The 14,872-nt window shown below is 62.2% G+C and carries 13 protein-coding genes and 1 pseudogene; 12 read left to right on the top strand and 2 right to left on the bottom strand.

Annotated features, from left to right (window positions below):
- The first annotated feature begins 11 nt into the window (after window positions 1-11).
- A complete protein-coding gene (locus tag JEY66_RS07625) occupies window positions 12-1,190 on the top strand; it encodes an NnrS family protein (RefSeq protein ID WP_018273599.1) in 1,179 nt (392 codons plus the stop codon).
- Window positions 1,191-1,212: 22 nt separating this feature from the next.
- Here JEY66_RS07625 and JEY66_RS07630 read toward each other — a convergent pair whose 3' ends face one another.
- The gene (locus tag JEY66_RS07630) at window positions 1,213-1,788 is read right to left on the bottom strand and encodes a hemerythrin domain-containing protein (protein WP_038376033.1); all 576 of its coding nucleotides are present in this window, start codon (window positions 1,786-1,788) and stop codon (window positions 1,213-1,215) included.
- A 34-nt stretch (window positions 1,789-1,822) separates the two neighbouring features.
- A complete protein-coding gene (locus JEY66_RS07635; RefSeq protein ID WP_018273598.1) occupies window positions 1,823-2,014 on the bottom strand; it encodes a hypothetical protein in 192 nt (63 codons plus the stop codon).
- Between the two features lie 59 nt (window positions 2,015-2,073).
- Between JEY66_RS07635 and JEY66_RS07645 the strand changes: the two genes are divergently transcribed.
- The 11 genes and pseudogenes from JEY66_RS07645 (at window position 2,074) to JEY66_RS07695 (ending at window position 14,868) form a co-directional block, all read left to right on the top strand.
- Window positions 2,074-4,818, top strand: a complete 2,745-nt coding sequence (locus JEY66_RS07645) for a nitrate/nitrite transporter (protein WP_016841348.1) — start codon at window positions 2,074-2,076, stop codon at window positions 4,816-4,818.
- A gap of 11 nt (window positions 4,819-4,829) precedes the next feature.
- The gene (locus JEY66_RS07650) at window positions 4,830-8,582 is read left to right on the top strand and encodes a nitrate reductase subunit alpha (RefSeq protein ID WP_018273597.1); all 3,753 of its coding nucleotides are present in this window, start codon (window positions 4,830-4,832) and stop codon (window positions 8,580-8,582) included.
- Entirely contained in the window at window positions 8,579-10,099 is a 1,521-nt protein-coding gene (narH, locus tag JEY66_RS07655; protein WP_016841350.1) for a nitrate reductase subunit beta, read from the top strand. The genes JEY66_RS07650 and narH overlap by 4 nt, the downstream gene beginning before the upstream one ends.
- Complete coding sequence (gene narJ / locus JEY66_RS07660) at window positions 10,099-10,809, top strand: nitrate reductase molybdenum cofactor assembly chaperone (RefSeq protein WP_016841351.1); 711 nt, start codon at window positions 10,099-10,101, stop codon at window positions 10,807-10,809. The genes narH and narJ overlap by 1 nt, the downstream gene beginning before the upstream one ends.
- A gap of 11 nt (window positions 10,810-10,820) precedes the next feature.
- Window positions 10,821-11,546 (top strand): respiratory nitrate reductase subunit gamma, encoded by a 726-nt coding sequence (gene narI, locus JEY66_RS07665; protein WP_016841352.1) that lies wholly within the window; start codon window positions 10,821-10,823, stop codon window positions 11,544-11,546.
- A gap of 4 nt (window positions 11,547-11,550) precedes the next feature.
- Window positions 11,551-12,375 carry a peptidylprolyl isomerase gene (locus JEY66_RS07670; protein ID WP_018273596.1) on the top strand — a complete coding sequence of 275 codons (825 nt, stop codon included), beginning with the start codon at window positions 11,551-11,553 and terminating at the stop codon, window positions 12,373-12,375.
- A 9-nt stretch (window positions 12,376-12,384) separates the two neighbouring features.
- Window positions 12,385-12,723 (top strand): hypothetical protein, encoded by a 339-nt coding sequence (locus tag JEY66_RS07675; protein ID WP_016841354.1) that lies wholly within the window; start codon window positions 12,385-12,387, stop codon window positions 12,721-12,723.
- A 96-nt stretch (window positions 12,724-12,819) separates the two neighbouring features.
- Window positions 12,820-12,930, top strand: a pseudogene (locus JEY66_RS45385) (molybdopterin adenylyltransferase); the annotation flags it as partial.
- On the top strand, window positions 12,899-13,450 hold the full coding sequence (locus tag JEY66_RS07685; protein ID WP_016841355.1) for a DUF2478 domain-containing protein: 552 nt from the start codon (window positions 12,899-12,901) through the stop codon (window positions 13,448-13,450). The pseudogene JEY66_RS45385 and the gene JEY66_RS07685, both read left to right, overlap by 32 nt.
- Before the next feature lie 607 nt (window positions 13,451-14,057).
- Window positions 14,058-14,324 carry a hypothetical protein gene (locus tag JEY66_RS07690; protein WP_016841356.1) on the top strand — a complete coding sequence of 89 codons (267 nt, stop codon included), beginning with the start codon at window positions 14,058-14,060 and terminating at the stop codon, window positions 14,322-14,324.
- Window positions 14,325-14,541: 217 nt separating this feature from the next.
- On the top strand, window positions 14,542-14,868 hold the full coding sequence (locus tag JEY66_RS07695) for a hypothetical protein (protein WP_018273595.1): 327 nt from the start codon (window positions 14,542-14,544) through the stop codon (window positions 14,866-14,868).
- Window positions 14,869-14,872 lie beyond the last annotated feature (4 nt).

Below are 14,872 nucleotides of genomic sequence, written 5' to 3' on the forward strand. Positions count from 1 at the left end.
GGAAGACGTCCATGGCGACGATGCAGAAGTCAAGGAGCTACCGGGGCCCAGCACTGTTCTCCCACGGTTTTCGGCCGTTCTTTCTGTTCGGCGCCATCTACGCCGGCGCGATCGTTCCATTGTGGATGGCGGTCTTCGTGGGGGATGTCAGCCTTCCAACCGCGTTCGCGTCACGGGACTGGCACGTGCATGAGATGTTGTTCGGTTATGTGGGTGCGGTGATAGCGGGCTTCCTCCTGACCGCCGTTCCGAACTGGACAGGACGTCTCCCGATCCAGGGCGGTCCACTCGCCGCTCTGTTCGGCGCCTGGCTTGCCGGAAGACTGGCCGCGACATTCTCAGGCATCATCGGCTGGCAATTGGCGCTTGCGATCGACGCTGCGTTTCTGCTCTCGCTCGTCGCCGCAGCCGCCCGCGAGATCATCGCTGGACGAAAGTGGGGCAATCTGAAGGTGGTGGGCATCGTGTCGCTGCTTGCGGCCACCAACATCGCTTTCCATATCGAGGCACATTTCAATGGCGTCGCGGACTATTCAGCGCGGGCCGGTGTTGCGCTCGTCGTTACGCTGGTTTGCGTGATCGGAGGGCGGATCGTTCCGAGCTTCACGCGCAACTGGCTCTCGAGCCAGAAGCCGGGTCGGCTGCCTGTTCCCTTCAACCGATTCGACGCGGCGACGATAATTGTCGGCGCGTGCGCTATGGGTGCATGGGCGGCGGTTCCTTCCGGTCGCGCGGTCGCAGGTGCTCTGGGAATTGCTGGAGTGCTCCATGTTATCCGACTCGTTCGCTGGGCCGGCCATCGAACGATATCGGACCGGCTCGTCCTGATCCTCCACGTTGCCTACGCGTTCGTGCCTGCCGGTTTTTTCCTGGCGGCACTATCTTCGCTAGACCTCGTCGCACCCAGCGCAGGGGTTCATGCCTGGACCGGCGGTGCGATCGGTTCGATGACGATCGCCGTGATGACGCGGGCGTCGCTCGGTCATACGGGGCAGGCGCTTTCAGCATCCACTGCCACTCAGGCCGTTTACGCCTCGATCATCGTCGCAGCGCTGGCGCGGATATGCGCCTCTGTTGAGCCGGCCTATTCGATCCCGCTGCTGATGATCGCGGGTATCGCATGGACAGGAGCGTTTCTGGGTTTCGCGCTCGCTTACGCCCCGCTGCTGTGTAGCGCTCGCAAGCTCTGAGACGGCGATGACGGATCATGGATCAAAGCTTGACTTGGTGGCGTTCCGCTTCAGCCTCCTGCTCCAGTCGCAGAATATGCGCTCTCAAGGCATCGAAGGTCTCTTCGGCGGCTTCGCTGAATAACGGATCCTTGTGATCGGTTAGGGCCGAAGCGACCTCCGTCCAATCCTGGGGCAATAGAGCCTTGAGCGCCGCCGGGAAGAAATCACGCTCTTCCACCATCATATGGTGGCGCTCCTTCACTATGAAATCTCGTATGATGCGGCTGACCTCCTGTCGAGGAAGCTCGCGATCCGCGAGGACACCATCGATCGCCTCAGCGAAGCGGCGCAAACGATCGGCTCCATCTGCGTGCTCACGTGCGAGATCGCCGACGGTTGCAGCCGCATCCGGATCGCGAAGCGTCAGCTTGGAGAAGATCAAGTCTTCCTGGGGATGATGGTATACCTCCGGGTAGACTTTGAAATAGCTGATAATCGCTCGAATAACCTCATAGTCGGGGCGACGGCCGCGCTCAAAGAGCTGAAGTTCCCGCTCAAGGACAGTGAGGAGCAAATCAATATTGCGATGCTCTCGGCGCAAAAGATCGATAATCACTGCAGCGCCTTCCTCAGAGGAGATACCTAGATAACTAAAGTAGGCCGAAGCCGGTTTCGCCTTTTTGCGCCAGATCAAACCTGAGCCGAACAAAGTGCAGCGCCTCCTCGTTCAAAAAAGCGGAAGGCGGCAATGCTGCGATTTCGCCCGCCGCGTCGATCCAGCGGCTATCGCTCGCAGAGACGCCGCGCGGCTGATTTAGCCGGGCGCGTTTGATCTGGCGCAAATCAATTCAATTCAAGTTCTGCGATCCATGTTCCTGCAACAGCCATTCCGAGGGGCACCATGGACGCTGCAGGTTCGAGTACCAAACGCGAAAGCCGGGCACTTTGGCTTTCGACGATTTCCTTCACGATCTGCTTCGCAGTCTGGACGATTTTCTCGATCATCGGGATTCGGATCAAGCAGGAGCTTGGGCTGAATGATACCGAGTTCGGTTTGCTGGTTGGCACACCGATTTTGAGCGGATCGTTGATCCGGCTGGTGCTGGGCATCTGGACCGACCAGTATGGTGGGCGGCGGGTTTACACCGCGGTGATGCTGTCCGCGGCGGTCGCAACCTATCTGCTGACGTGGGCACATACTTATCCCGGATTCCTGCTCGCGGCCTTCTTTGTCGGCATCGCGGGTGGCTCGTTTGCAGTGGGCGTGGCTTATGTCTCGCGGTTCTATCCGGCAGCCAAGCAGGGAACCGCGCTCGGGATTTTCGGCGCGGGTAATGTGGGTGCCGCGGTGACAAAATTCCTCGCGCCGTTTGTGCTGGTCGCCTATGGCTGGCAGGCCGTGGCCCAGATCTGGGCACTCGCCATCGCCGTGATGGGCATCATCTTCTGGATATTCTCCGACGAAGACCCGGTCGTTCGTGCGCGTCGCGAGCGGCATCAGCAGCCGAAAAGTGCCTGGCTCGAGCTCGCGCCCCTGATGAATGTCCAGGTCTGGCGCTTTGCGCTGTACTATTTCTTCGTGTTTGGCGCCTTTGTCGCGTTGTCGCTCTGGTTGCCGCAGTACCTGATCAAGGTCTACGGCGTCGACATCAAGACGGCCGGCATGATGGCCGCAATGTTCTCGTTCCCCGCCAGCGTGTTCCGTGCTTATGGCGGCCATCTCTCCGATCGCTATGGCGCGCGGCGCGTCATGTACTGGACGCTCCTGGTCGGCGCTGCCGCGACCTTCCTCCTGTCTTATCCGCCGACCGACTACTTGGTGAAGACGGTCAACGGTACGGTCGGCTTCCATCTCGAGATGGGACTGGTGCCGTTCGTGGTCACCGTGTTCGTTCTGGGCTTCTTCATGGCGCTCGGAAAGGCTGCGGTCTACAAGCACATCCCGGTCTACTATCCGCAGAATGTCGGCGCCGTCGGCGGCTTGGTCGGCATGATCGGCGGCCTCGGCGGTTTCGTGCTGCCGATCGCGTTCGGCGCGCTCGTCGATCTGACGGGGCTCTGGACCAGCTGCTTCATGCTGTTGTTCGTGCTGGTCACGACCGCGCTGGTCTGGATGCACGTCTCCATCAGGCAGATGGAGCGCGGCGTGGTCGGCGAAGCACTCAAGAAGCTTCCCGAACTCCCCGAGATGCTTGACATTCATCAGCCGCAGCATGTCGGCGCGCTGTCCGGCGCCGTCCTCACCGACTGGCGCCCGGAGGATGCCGCGTTCTGGGCCGGCGGCGGACGGGCGATCGCCCGGCGCAATCTTTGGATTTCGATCCCGGCGCTGCTGCTGTCCTTTGCGGTGTGGCAGGTCTGGTCGGTGGTGGTGGCCAAATTGCCGTCGGTCGGCTTCCAGTTCACGACCGACCAGCTGTTCTGGCTTGCGGCGCTGCCCGGCATATCGGGCGCGGTGCTGCGGATATTCTACTCTTTCATGGTGCCGATCTTCGGCGGACGGCTGTGGACCACGCTTGCCACCTGGTCGCTGCTGCTGCCCGCCGTCGGTATCGGTTATGCCGTGCAAAATCCGGCGACGCCGTATCCGGTCTTCCTGGGGCTCGCGTTGTTGTGCGGTTTCGGCGGCGGCAATTTTGCCTCCTCGATGGCCAACATATCGTTCTTCTTCCCCCGCGCGGAGAAGGGAAACGCGCTCGCGCTCAATGCGGGTCTCGGCAATCTCGGCGTCAGCGTCGTGCAGTTCGTCGTGCCGATCGTGATCACCGTGGGCGTGTTCGGTTGGTTCGGGGGCGATCCGACCGCGGTCAAGAGCGGGAACACCGAAGTGCCGCTCTGGCTACAGAATGCCGGCTTCGTCTGGGTTCCGTTCATCGTCGCCAGCGCCTTTGCGGCCTGGTTCGGCATGAACGACATTGCATCCGCCAAAGCCTCGTTTACGGACCAGGCGGTGATCTTCCAGCGTAAGCACAACTGGATCATGTGCTGGCTCTACACCGGCACCTTCGGCTCCTTCATTGGTTACTCGGCGGGCTTCCCCCTGCTGACGAAGACCCAATTTCCCGCCGTCGATGCGCTGCAATTCGCCTTCCTTGGCCCGCTGGTCGGGGCGCTGTCGCGATCAGCCACGGGCTGGATGGCCGACAAATGGGGCGGCGGCCGCGTGACCGTCGGCGTGTTCGCGCTGATGATGGTTGGCGTGCTCGGGGTGCTTTATTTCCTCGGTATCAAGGATCAACCCGGCGCGTTCTGGGGATTCTTCGCGATGTTCCTGCTGTTGTTCTTCGCGACCGGCGTCGGCAACGCGTCGACCTTCCAGATGATCCCCAACATCATGCGGCAGGAGATGAACCGCCTGATGCCGACCGCCGATCCCGCGACCCGGTTGCGCCAGGCCGAGAAGGAATCGGCCGCCATAACCGGCTTCACCTCCGCGATTGCCGCGTTCGGGGCATTCTTTATTCCGAAGTCGTTCGGCACCTCGATCGACCTCACTGGCGGCGTTCAGGCGGCGCTGTGGGGATTCTTCATCTTCTATGTGACCTGCATCGTCATCACTTGGGCTGTCTATACCCGCAAGGGTGGCCTGCTTCACGACATCGAACGGCGCGCTCGGATCTCGCCCGCCACCCAGCCCGCGGAATAAGGAGACGAGGGATGAGCCATTTCCTGGACAGGCTGACATTCTTCACACGCGCCAAGCCGGATTTTGCCGATGGTCACGGCGTGACGACGACCGAGGACCGCTCCTGGGAGGACGGCTACCGGAAGCGCTGGCAGCACGACAAGATCGTGCGGTCGACGCATGGTGTGAACTGCACCGGCTCCTGTTCGTGGAAGGTCTATGTCAAGGGCGGCATCGTCACCTGGGAAACCCAGCAGACTGACTATCCGCGCACGCGCCCGGACCTTCCAAACCACGAACCCCGCGGCTGTGCGCGCGGCGCCAGCTACAGCTGGTACCTCTATTCCGGCAACCGCGTGAAATATCCGCTGGTGCGCTCGCGGCTGTTGAAGCTGTGGCGCGAGGCGCGCGCTGTGATGACACCGGTCGCGGCCTGGAAATCGATCGTCGAAGATCCGACGAAGCGAGCGGCCTATGTGCAGAAGCGCGGCCTCGGCGGCTTCGTTCGCGCCAGCTGGGCCGAGGTCAATGAGATCGTGGCGTCCGCCAACGCCTACACCGCGAAGACTTACGGTCCGGACCGGGTGTTTGGCTTCTCGCCGATTCCGGCGATGTCGATGGTGAGCTACGCGGCAGGCGCGCGCTATTTGTCGCTGCTCGGCGGCGTCTGCATGTCGTTCTACGACTGGTATTGCGACCTGCCGCCGGCCTCGCCGCAGACCTGGGGCGAGCAGACCGACGTGCCCGAAAGCGCAGACTGGTACAATGCGGGCTTCCTGATCCTGTGGGGATCGAACGTCCCGCAGACGCGCACGCCGGATGCGCATTTCTATACCGAGGTCCGCTACAAGGGCGCCAAGAGCGTCGTGATCTGTCCGGATTATTCGGAAGCCTCCAAATTCGCCGATCTCTGGGTGTCACCCAAGCAAGGCACCGACGCGGCGCTGGCGATGGCTATGGGGCACGTAATCCTCAAGGAATTCCACGTCGATCGGCAGGCCAGATATTTCAACGACTACGCGCGCCAGTATACGGATATGCCATTTCTGGTACGGCTGGTGAAATCCGAGGGACGGCTCGTGCCTGAGCGGTTCGTGCGCGCCTCGGATTTCGCCACTTCGCTCGACGAGGCCAACAATCCCGAGTGGAAGACGGTGGCCTATGACGAGGCGACTGGCGAGATCGTGGTCCCGAACGGCTCGGTCGGATTCCGCTGGGGCGAGCAAGGCAAATGGAATCTGGAGGAGCGGGACTCGAGGAGCCGCGTCACCAGGCTCCGGCTTTCGCTCGCCGACACCAGGGATGAACTTGCCGACGTGGCATTTCCCTATTTCGGCAATCGCGAGCACGACCATTTCAAGGGAACCGACCATCCGGACGTCCTGACGCGCAAAGTCCCCGCCAAGCGGATCCAGCTGAACGACGGCGAGGTGCTGGTGGCGTCGGTCTATGATCTGTTCGTCGCCAATTACGGCGTCGATCGCGGCTTCGGAGGCGAGCACCTCGGCAACACTTACGACGACATCCAGCCCTATACGCCGGCTTGGGCGGAGAGGATCACCGGCGTGCCGCGCGATCAGATCATCGCGGTCGCCCGCGAATTCGCCGCCAATGCCGAGAAGACCGGCGGCCGTTCCTTGGTCATCCTCGGCGCCGGGCTGAACCACTGGTATCACATGGACATGAACTACCGTGGCATCATCAACATGCTGGTGATGTGCGGTTGCATCGGGCAGTCCGGCGGGGGCTGGTCGCACTATGTCGGCCAGGAGAAGCTGCGGCCGCAGTCCGGCTGGACGCCGCTTGCCTTCGGTCTCGACTGGGGCCGCCCGCCGCGGCAGATGAATTCGACCTCGGCGTTCTACGCCCACACCGATCAGTGGCGCTACGAGACGCTGGATGTGAAGGAAATTCTGTCACCGACGGCGCCGCAAGGTCCGTGGGATGGCGCGCTGATCGACTACAACGTTCGCGCCGAGCGGATGGGTTGGCTGCCTTCTGCACCGCAGCTCGAGACCAACCCGTTGGAAGTTTCGAAGCTTGCGGCTGCCGCCGGGCTGGAGCCGAAGGACTACGTCGCTAAATCCCTCCAGTCGGGCGTTCTGAAGCTGTCGTGCGAAGATCCCGATGGCCCGAAGAACTGGCCACGCAACATGTTCGTCTGGCGCTCGAACCTGCTGGGGGCGTCCGGCAAGGGGCACGAATACTTCCTGAAACATCTGCTCGGCACCAAGCACGGCGTGCTGGGCAAGGATCTCGGCGAGGACGGCAGGAAGAAGCCTCTCGAGGTCAAATGGCGCGAAGACGCCCCGGAAGGAAAGCTCGACCTGCTGGTCACGCTCGACTTCCGGATGTCCACGACCTGCATGTACTCGGACATCGTGCTGCCGACCGCGACCTGGTACGAGAAGAACGATCTCAATACCTCCGACATGCACCCCTTCATTCATCCGCTGTCGGCGGCGATCGATCCGGTCTGGGAATCGCGCAGCGACTGGGACATCTACAAGGGGATCGCGGAAGCCTTCTCGAAGGTCGCACCCGAGGTGCTGGGCGTCGAGAAGGACGTTGTCCTCACGCCGATCATGCATGACAGCCCCGGCGAGATCGCCCAACCTTTCGACGTGAAGGACTGGAAGACGGGAGCTATCGATCCGATTCCCGGCAAGACCATGCCGGCGGTGACCGTGGTCGAGCGCGACTACCCCAATCTCCACAAGCGTTTCACGTCGCTCGGACCGCTGATGAACAAGCTCGGCAATGGCGGCAAGGGCATGAGCTGGAACACCGATCACGAGGTCGAGCTGCTCAAGAAGCTGAACGGCGTCGTAACGGAGGAAGGCGCGTCCCAGGGACTTGCCCGCATCGACAGCGCGATCGACGCCTGCGAGGTCATCCTGAGTCTCGCTCCGGAGACCAACGGTGAGGTCGCGGTCAAGGCGTGGTCGTCGCTCGGAAATTTCACCGGGCGAGATCACACCCATCTGGCCGTCCCCAAGGAAGATGAGAAGATCCGGTACCGCGACGTGGTTGCACAGCCGCGCAAGATCATCTCCTCGCCGATCTGGTCGGGCCTGGAGTCCGAGAAGGTCTGCTACAACGCCGGCTACACCAACGTTCACGAATTGATCCCGTGGCGCACGCTGACCGGCCGTCAGCAGCTCTATCAGGATCATCTGTGGATGCGTGCTTTCGGCGAGGGCTTCTGCGTGTACCGGCCGCCGATCGACACCAAGACGGTCAAGCCGGTGATCGACCGCAAGCCGAACGGCAATGGCTCCGTAGTCTTGAACTTCATCACGCCGCACCAGAAGTGGGGCATCCACTCCACCTACACCGACAATCTCCTGATGCTGACGCTCTCGCGTGGCGGTCCGATCGTGTGGATCAGCGAACTCGACGCCAAAGCGGCGGGCATCGCCGATAACGACTGGATCGAGGCCTACAACTCCAACGGCGCGCTGGTCGCCCGCGCGGTGGTCTCGCAACGCGTCCGGCAAGGCATGTGCATGATGTATCATGCGCAGGAGAAGATCGTGAATGTGCCGGGTTCCGAGCAGACCGGCCAGCGCGGCGGCATCCATAACTCCGTTACCCGTACCGTGCTCAAGCCGACCCACATGATCGGCGGCTACGTACAGCAAGCCTACGGCTTCAATTACTACGGCACGGTCGGCGCCAACCGCGACGAATTCGTCATCGTTCGCAAGATGTCGAAAGTCGATTGGCTCGATACGCCTGCTGCAGATCAACCCGGCACGTCCCAGTTGGAGGCCGCACAATGAAGATCCGCGCCCAGATCGCAATGGTGCTGAACCTCGACAAGTGCATCGGGTGTCACACCTGCAGCGTCACCTGCAAGAACGTGTGGACCAGCCGCCAAGGCATGGAATATGCGTGGTTCAACAATGTCGAGACCAAGCCCGGTATCGGCTATCCCAAGGATTGGGAGAACCAGGCGCGCTGGAAGGGCGGCTGGAAGCGCAACCGCAACGGCTCGATCCAGCCGCGCATCGGCGGCAAGTGGCGGATACTGGCGAACATCTTCGCCAATCCCGACTTGCCCGAGATCGACGACTACTACGAGCCGTTCACCTTCGACTACCAGCATCTGCAGCAGGCGCCGGAAATGAAGGCGATGCCGACCGCCCGTCCGCGTTCGCTGGTCTCCGGCGAGCGGCTGGAGAAGATCCAGTGGGGTCCGAACTGGGAAGAGATCCTCGGCGGCGAGTTCGAAAAGCGCTCGCAAGATTACAATTTCGAGGGCGTTCAGAAGGACATCTACGGCCAGTTCGAAAACACGTTCATGATGTACCTGCCGCGGTTGTGCGAGCATTGCCTCAATCCCGCTTGCGTCGCGTCCTGTCCTTCGGGAGCGATCTACAAGCGTGAAGAGGACGGCATCGTCCTGATCGACCAGGACAAGTGCCGCGGCTGGCGCATGTGCGTCTCCGGCTGCCCCTACAAGAAGATTTACTACAACTGGTCCTCGGGAAAGTCGGAGAAGTGCATCTTCTGCTATCCACGCATCGAAGCCGGCCAGCCGACCGTGTGTTCGGAGACCTGCGTCGGGCGTATCCGCTATCTCGGCGTTGTGCTGTACGACGCCGACCGTATCGCGGAAGCGGCGAGCAAGCCTGACGAACGTGATCTCTATCAGGCCCAGCTCGATATCTTCCTCGATCCGAACGATCCGAAGGTGATCGCCGAAGCCGAACGGCAAGGCATTCCGCATGCCTGGCTCGAGGCGGCAAAGGCCTCGCCGATCTGGAAGATGGCGATGGAATGGAAGGTCGCATTCCCGCTGCATCCGGAATACCGCACCTTGCCGATGGTCTGGTACGTGCCGCCGCTGTCGCCGATCACCTCGGCCGCATCCGCCGGCAAGATCGGTCTCGATGGCGGCATGCCGGACGTGAGGTCGCTGCGGATTCCGATGCGCTATCTCGCCAATCTGCTGACCGCGGGCGACGAAGCGCCGGTTACGCTGGCGCTCGAGCGCATGATGGCGATGCGCGCCTATATGCGGGCCAAGACGCTCGACGGCGTCGTTGATGAAGCGATCGCCCGCCGGGTTGGCCTGAAGCCGGCGCAAATTGACGAGATGTACCAGATCATGGCGATCGCCAACTACGAGGATCGTTTCGTGATCCCGACCGCGCATCGCGAACTCGGCGCCGACGCCTTCGACATCCGCGGCTCCTGCGGTTTCACCTTCGGCAACGGCTGCTCCGTCGGCGAGACCGACACCAATCTGTTCGGTTCGCCCCGCAAGGTAAAGAATCCGATGGAGATCGCGTGATGAAGACGTTCAAGGTCCTATCGGCCCTCCTGAGCTATCCGACCGAGGCGCTGATCGAAGCCGCGCCGGAGTTTGCGGCTGTGCTCGATGCCGAGAGACTGGTGCCGGCGGCGTGCCGCGGTGCGGTCGAGGTGCTGATCGAGGAAATCGCCATCGGCGATCTCTACGACCTGCAGGAGCGTTACGGCCTGCTGTTTGATCGCAGCAAGACGCTTGCGCTGCATCTGTTCGAGCATGTCCACGGTGAAAGCCGCGACCGCGGCCAGGCCATGGTCGATCTTAAAGCCATGTACGAGAACGCGGGGTTGGCTATCGCGGCGAACGAACTGCCGGATTACGTGCCGCTGTTCCTCGAATTCCTGGCGACGCAGCCGGTCGCGGAGGCGCGGGAGCTCCTCGGCCAGACCGCACATATTTTTGCGGCACTCGCCGAGCGACTCGGACAGCGTAAGTCGAGCTACAGGGTCGTTTTCGATGCGCTGGTCAAGATCGCCGTCGAAGTGCCGCGTCGCGAAATCGTGGATGAATTGTTGAAGGCACCCGATACCGATCCGACGGATCTGGTTGCGCTCGACGCGGCCTGGGAAGAGGAGGAGGTCCGGTTCGGGCCCGGCGCGCAGGGGGCCGGCGCCTGCGGCCACGAGACCCTGATCGCAAAGCTTCGGCACGCCCGCCGCGCCGTGGGGCCGGCGGCGTCACAGCAGCAATGAGAGGCCAGATCATGCAGACGCTCAACGCCATCGTCTTCGGCTGGTATCCGTATCTCTGCCTCACCGTCTTCCTGTTCGGCAGTCTCGTCCGCTTCGACCGCGAGCAATATAGCTGGCGCAGCGGATCGAGCCAATTGCTGCGGCGACGACAGCTTGTCTGGGGCTCCAACCTGTTCCACGTCGGAATCCTCTTCATTTTCCTCGGCCACTTCGTCGGCCTGCTGACCCCGATCTGGATATTCGACATGCTCGGCGTCTCGCATGGCTTCAAGCAGATGCTGGCGATTGTCGCAGGCGGCGCGGCGGGGCTGATGTGTCTGGCCGGGATTTCGCTGTTGACGCACCGGAGGCTGTTCGATCCGCGCATCCGCGCCAACTCTTCGTTCGGCGACACCGCAATCCTCCTGATCCTGTTCGCCCAGCTGCTTTTGGGCCTGGCCACAATTCCCGTATCGCTCGGGCATCTGGATGGCCACGAGATGGTGAAGTTCATGGGATGGGCGCAGGGCATCCTGACGCTGCAGCCAGGCATTGCCGCAAATATCCTGGACGTGCACCCGATCTTCAAGGCGCATCTCGTATTGGGCATGACGATCTTCCTCGTCTTCCCGTTCACGCGGCTGGTCCATATCTGGAGCGCGCCGGTCTGGTATCTGGGCCGCCGCGGCTATCAGGTCGTGCGCCGCAGCGACGGCGCCTCGCGCGCCGCCGATCGTCCTCTGCAGCCTGCGGAGTAGGACCATGGATTGCTCGCTCACCGACAGCCTTCCCAAGCCGAAGACCATCAGCGTCAATGGCACCGTCATTCCGCGCGAGGCGATCGCGCGCGAGGTGCAGAACCATCCGGCGGAGAAGCCGATCCTGGCCTGGCAGGCAGCCGCACGTGCATTGGTCGTGCGGGAATTGCTGCTGCAGGAGGCGCGGCGGCTCGAAATTTCCGCGGAGCCGCTGCGGGACGCCGAAGGTCGGAGCGAAACCCCCGAAGAGGCGGCAATGCGTGCGCTGATCGAACGGGAGGTCGTCACGCCCGAGCCGGACGATGCCTCATGCCTGCGCTACTATGAACAGAACCAGCGTCGTTTCCGGTCGGGTGATCTGTACGAGGCCGCTCATATCCTGATCGCGACTCCGCGGAATGATGCTGCTGCGCGGAGTGGGGCCCGCGAGACTGCGGAGAAGGTATTGTCGTCCGTGCTGGAAGACCCCGCCCTGTTTGATCAGCTGGCGCGCACCCGTTCCGACTGCCGAACCTCGGCCGAGAACGGAGGTCACCTGGGCCAGCTGACGCGTGGCCAGACGATCGAGGAATTCGAGGTGGCGCTGGCTCGCATGGACGAGGGTGAGCTCGCCATCGTTGAAACGCGCTATGGCTTCCATATCGTTCGGCTCGATCGGCACGCGCCGGGGCAGGTCCTGCCGTTTGAACTCGCCCGCGAGCGCATCGCCGACTACCTCGCAACAAGCGTGCAGCACCGCTCGCTCGCTCAATATGTCGCTGTGCTGGCCGGCCGTGCAGAGATCACAGGAATTGCACTGGCGGGCGCCAGCTCACCGCTTCTGCAATAGGGAAACACCATGCAGCTCGGGCAAATCATCAGGAATTTCAGCGAACAGGCCGTGGCGGCCGATGCGCTGCTCGGCTGTGGTGATCTCGTTCTGTTGGCGCGCATCGGCGCCGCGGCTGATCGCTTTGACGAGACGCTCGGTGAGTACGCCGCGGGCGCGGTGCGGCGTTTTGCCAACCTTGCATCGAGCGAGGACTGGCTTGCGTTGATGAATACGGTCGAACGCGCCGGTGATCCGGGCTTCCGCTGCCTGACGCACATGCTGCACTGGTCGCTGATGCGGGACGAAGCGCAGGGCGTCGTACCGCACGTGGGATGCTCATGTGCCGGCAGCGGGAGTTGCACATGAGCGACCAGCACGAAATCGGCCGCACGGCTTGTCCCCGCAGCCTTGCGCGAATCAGGGGCAGTCTGGAGCAGGTTCCGACCGCGATCCTCTCGCGGCATCTGTCTCGGCTCCGTCTTCCCGGCCATTCCCTATTGCCTTGATCTGATAGGCGCACGTTCCATTGAGGTGAATCAAGATGTCGGTCTCGCTTTCCGTCCGGACGCCTGAAGTCGTTCCGCCGCGCACGCCGTCGCTGGCGGCAATCGTTTATCCGCAGAACAAATACCCTGCGGCGGCATTTGAGGCGCTGGTCGCATCGTGTCGTCGCAACAGACTGTCGCTTGCCGGCGTCGTGCAGCACCCGGTTGACGCGGCGTCGGAGCGACGATGCGATGTCCTCCTGGAGGATTTAAGCACCGGTCGTCGCACGTCGATCTATGAGGATCGTGGTGCTGGCGCGTCGGGCTGCCGGCTCGACGAGTCGGCGCTTGCGGAGGTCGCTGCACGGATCGAAGGCAGCCTGGGCGATGCTCCCGATGTGCTGGTGCTCAACAAGTTCGGCAAGGCCGAGTGCAGCGGTGGCGGACTGCTCGACCTCATCGCCAAGGCGATGGAGTGCAACGTCACCGTCGTGATCGGTGTACCCCAGAGCAATTTGTTTGCATGGCGCGTTTTTGCCGGCGAATTCGGAACGGAGCTATCTGCCGACAGCGGCGAGATCGAAAGATGGGTGGAGGGCCTGCGCTAGGCATCCAGCAGCGAGGTGCGTCAAGAATACGTTTGTCATGTTCCTGAGGTTCGGGACGCCGATTAGGTCAGAGGCTGTCCGGGAAAATCGGAATGGCTGATCTTTTAGTGGGAATTGGCTGACGGCAGTTCGAATTTCGCTCTACCCCTCCGGTCGACCGATCTGCCCTTAATCCATTGCCTCAACTAGCAATTTGAGGCGGTCGTCATCGATCGCCTCTGTAGCTACCACGTAGCTACCACCCTAGCGCCAAGCAGCGCAGGTAAGGCGGGATGCGGCGGTCCTACTATTTGATAATACTGCAATTTTCGTAGAAGTGGCGAAGATGGCGTAGGTCCGGCGGAGCCCTTACTGTGTCTGTGGAACAGGAGGTCGGTGGTTCGAGCCCACCCAACTGTACCATCCGCAAGATCACTCGGCGCGACATCGCAAGATCAGACCATCGCAAGGTCGCCCGGCGTGTCATCGCGTCCGCTTGCACTTCTCTGCCCTGTCACCCAAACTGACTGACACGACGCCTTAGCGACGCCTAGTGACACCTTTGGGGGGATGCATGGGGACCGCCGGTTCAAGGAGTTTTTCGTTTGCGTTGATTTCAAGCATCGCCTTGGTGGCGCTGCTGCCGGGCCGAAGCGAGGCCTATACGCCGGATCAGCAGCAGGCCTGTACGCCTGACGCGTTCAGGCTCTGTAGCCCCGAGATTCCCGACGTCGATCGCATCACGGCCTGCATGATCAGGAACAAGGCGCAACTCTCGCCGGCCTGCCGCGTGTTCTTCCGTCCCGAGCCGCGCGAGGCGAGCGAGCGCGTGGAGCGGCGGCCTGCGAAGCGGAAAGTCTCCAAAACGCACAAGGCGAAGAAGCCGGCCCACTGACCTCATTCGCATCGCGCGCAGGCGAGGAGTCACCAGCTTGACGCGCGTCGTCGCGCAATCGTGCGCTTCGCGCGAAAATGCGCGATAGATCGTCCGGCCGCGATTTCAAGCCTGTCATGCGCGACAGACTGACGCCTTGTGACGCTGTCACGCGGCATCATCTGTGGGACTTGTGTGGTTTGCCAAATCTGTTCCGCCTGTGGAACGGATGGAGTGAGTGGGACGCGTGAGCGAATACTACAAGCAAGAGATCGATCGGCACTTCGCCTGGTTCGAAGCCAAGCTGCCGGAAAAGCCGGCGCGCTTCGTCGCGTGGCTGCGCAAGCCGTCGTCGCGCTATGTGCGGATTCCGCTCGCGATCCTCCTGATCATCGGCGGCATCTTCAGCTTCCTGCCGGTGCTCGGACTCTGGATGCTGCCGCTCGGACTCCTTTTGTTCGCGCAGGACGTCCCGTTCCTGCAGAAACCGACAGCGCAATTGCTCGGTTGGATCGAGCGCAAATGGATCGAGCGCGAGCGCGCGAAGGCCGCCGGAAAACGCTAGGCCC

Source organism: Bradyrhizobium elkanii USDA 76, from assembly GCF_023278185.1.
In the GTDB taxonomy this organism is placed as follows: domain Bacteria; phylum Pseudomonadota; class Alphaproteobacteria; order Rhizobiales; family Xanthobacteraceae; genus Bradyrhizobium; species Bradyrhizobium elkanii.

Coding starts and splice junctions, on each gene's coding strand:
- JEY66_RS07625 (WP_018273599.1), top strand. CDS start 12: ATGGCGACGATGCAGAAGTCAAGGAGCTACCGGGGCCCAGCACTGTTC.
- JEY66_RS07645 (WP_016841348.1), top strand. CDS start 2,074: ATGGACGCTGCAGGTTCGAGTACCAAACGCGAAAGCCGGGCACTTTGG.
- JEY66_RS07650 (WP_018273597.1), top strand. CDS start 4,830: ATGAGCCATTTCCTGGACAGGCTGACATTCTTCACACGCGCCAAGCCG.
- narH (WP_016841350.1), top strand. CDS start 8,579: ATGAAGATCCGCGCCCAGATCGCAATGGTGCTGAACCTCGACAAGTGC.
- narJ (WP_016841351.1), top strand. CDS start 10,099: ATGAAGACGTTCAAGGTCCTATCGGCCCTCCTGAGCTATCCGACCGAG.
- narI (WP_016841352.1), top strand. CDS start 10,821: ATGCAGACGCTCAACGCCATCGTCTTCGGCTGGTATCCGTATCTCTGC.
- JEY66_RS07670 (WP_018273596.1), top strand. CDS start 11,551: ATGGATTGCTCGCTCACCGACAGCCTTCCCAAGCCGAAGACCATCAGC.
- JEY66_RS07675 (WP_016841354.1), top strand. CDS start 12,385: ATGCAGCTCGGGCAAATCATCAGGAATTTCAGCGAACAGGCCGTGGCG.
- JEY66_RS07685 (WP_016841355.1), top strand. CDS start 12,899: ATGTCGGTCTCGCTTTCCGTCCGGACGCCTGAAGTCGTTCCGCCGCGC.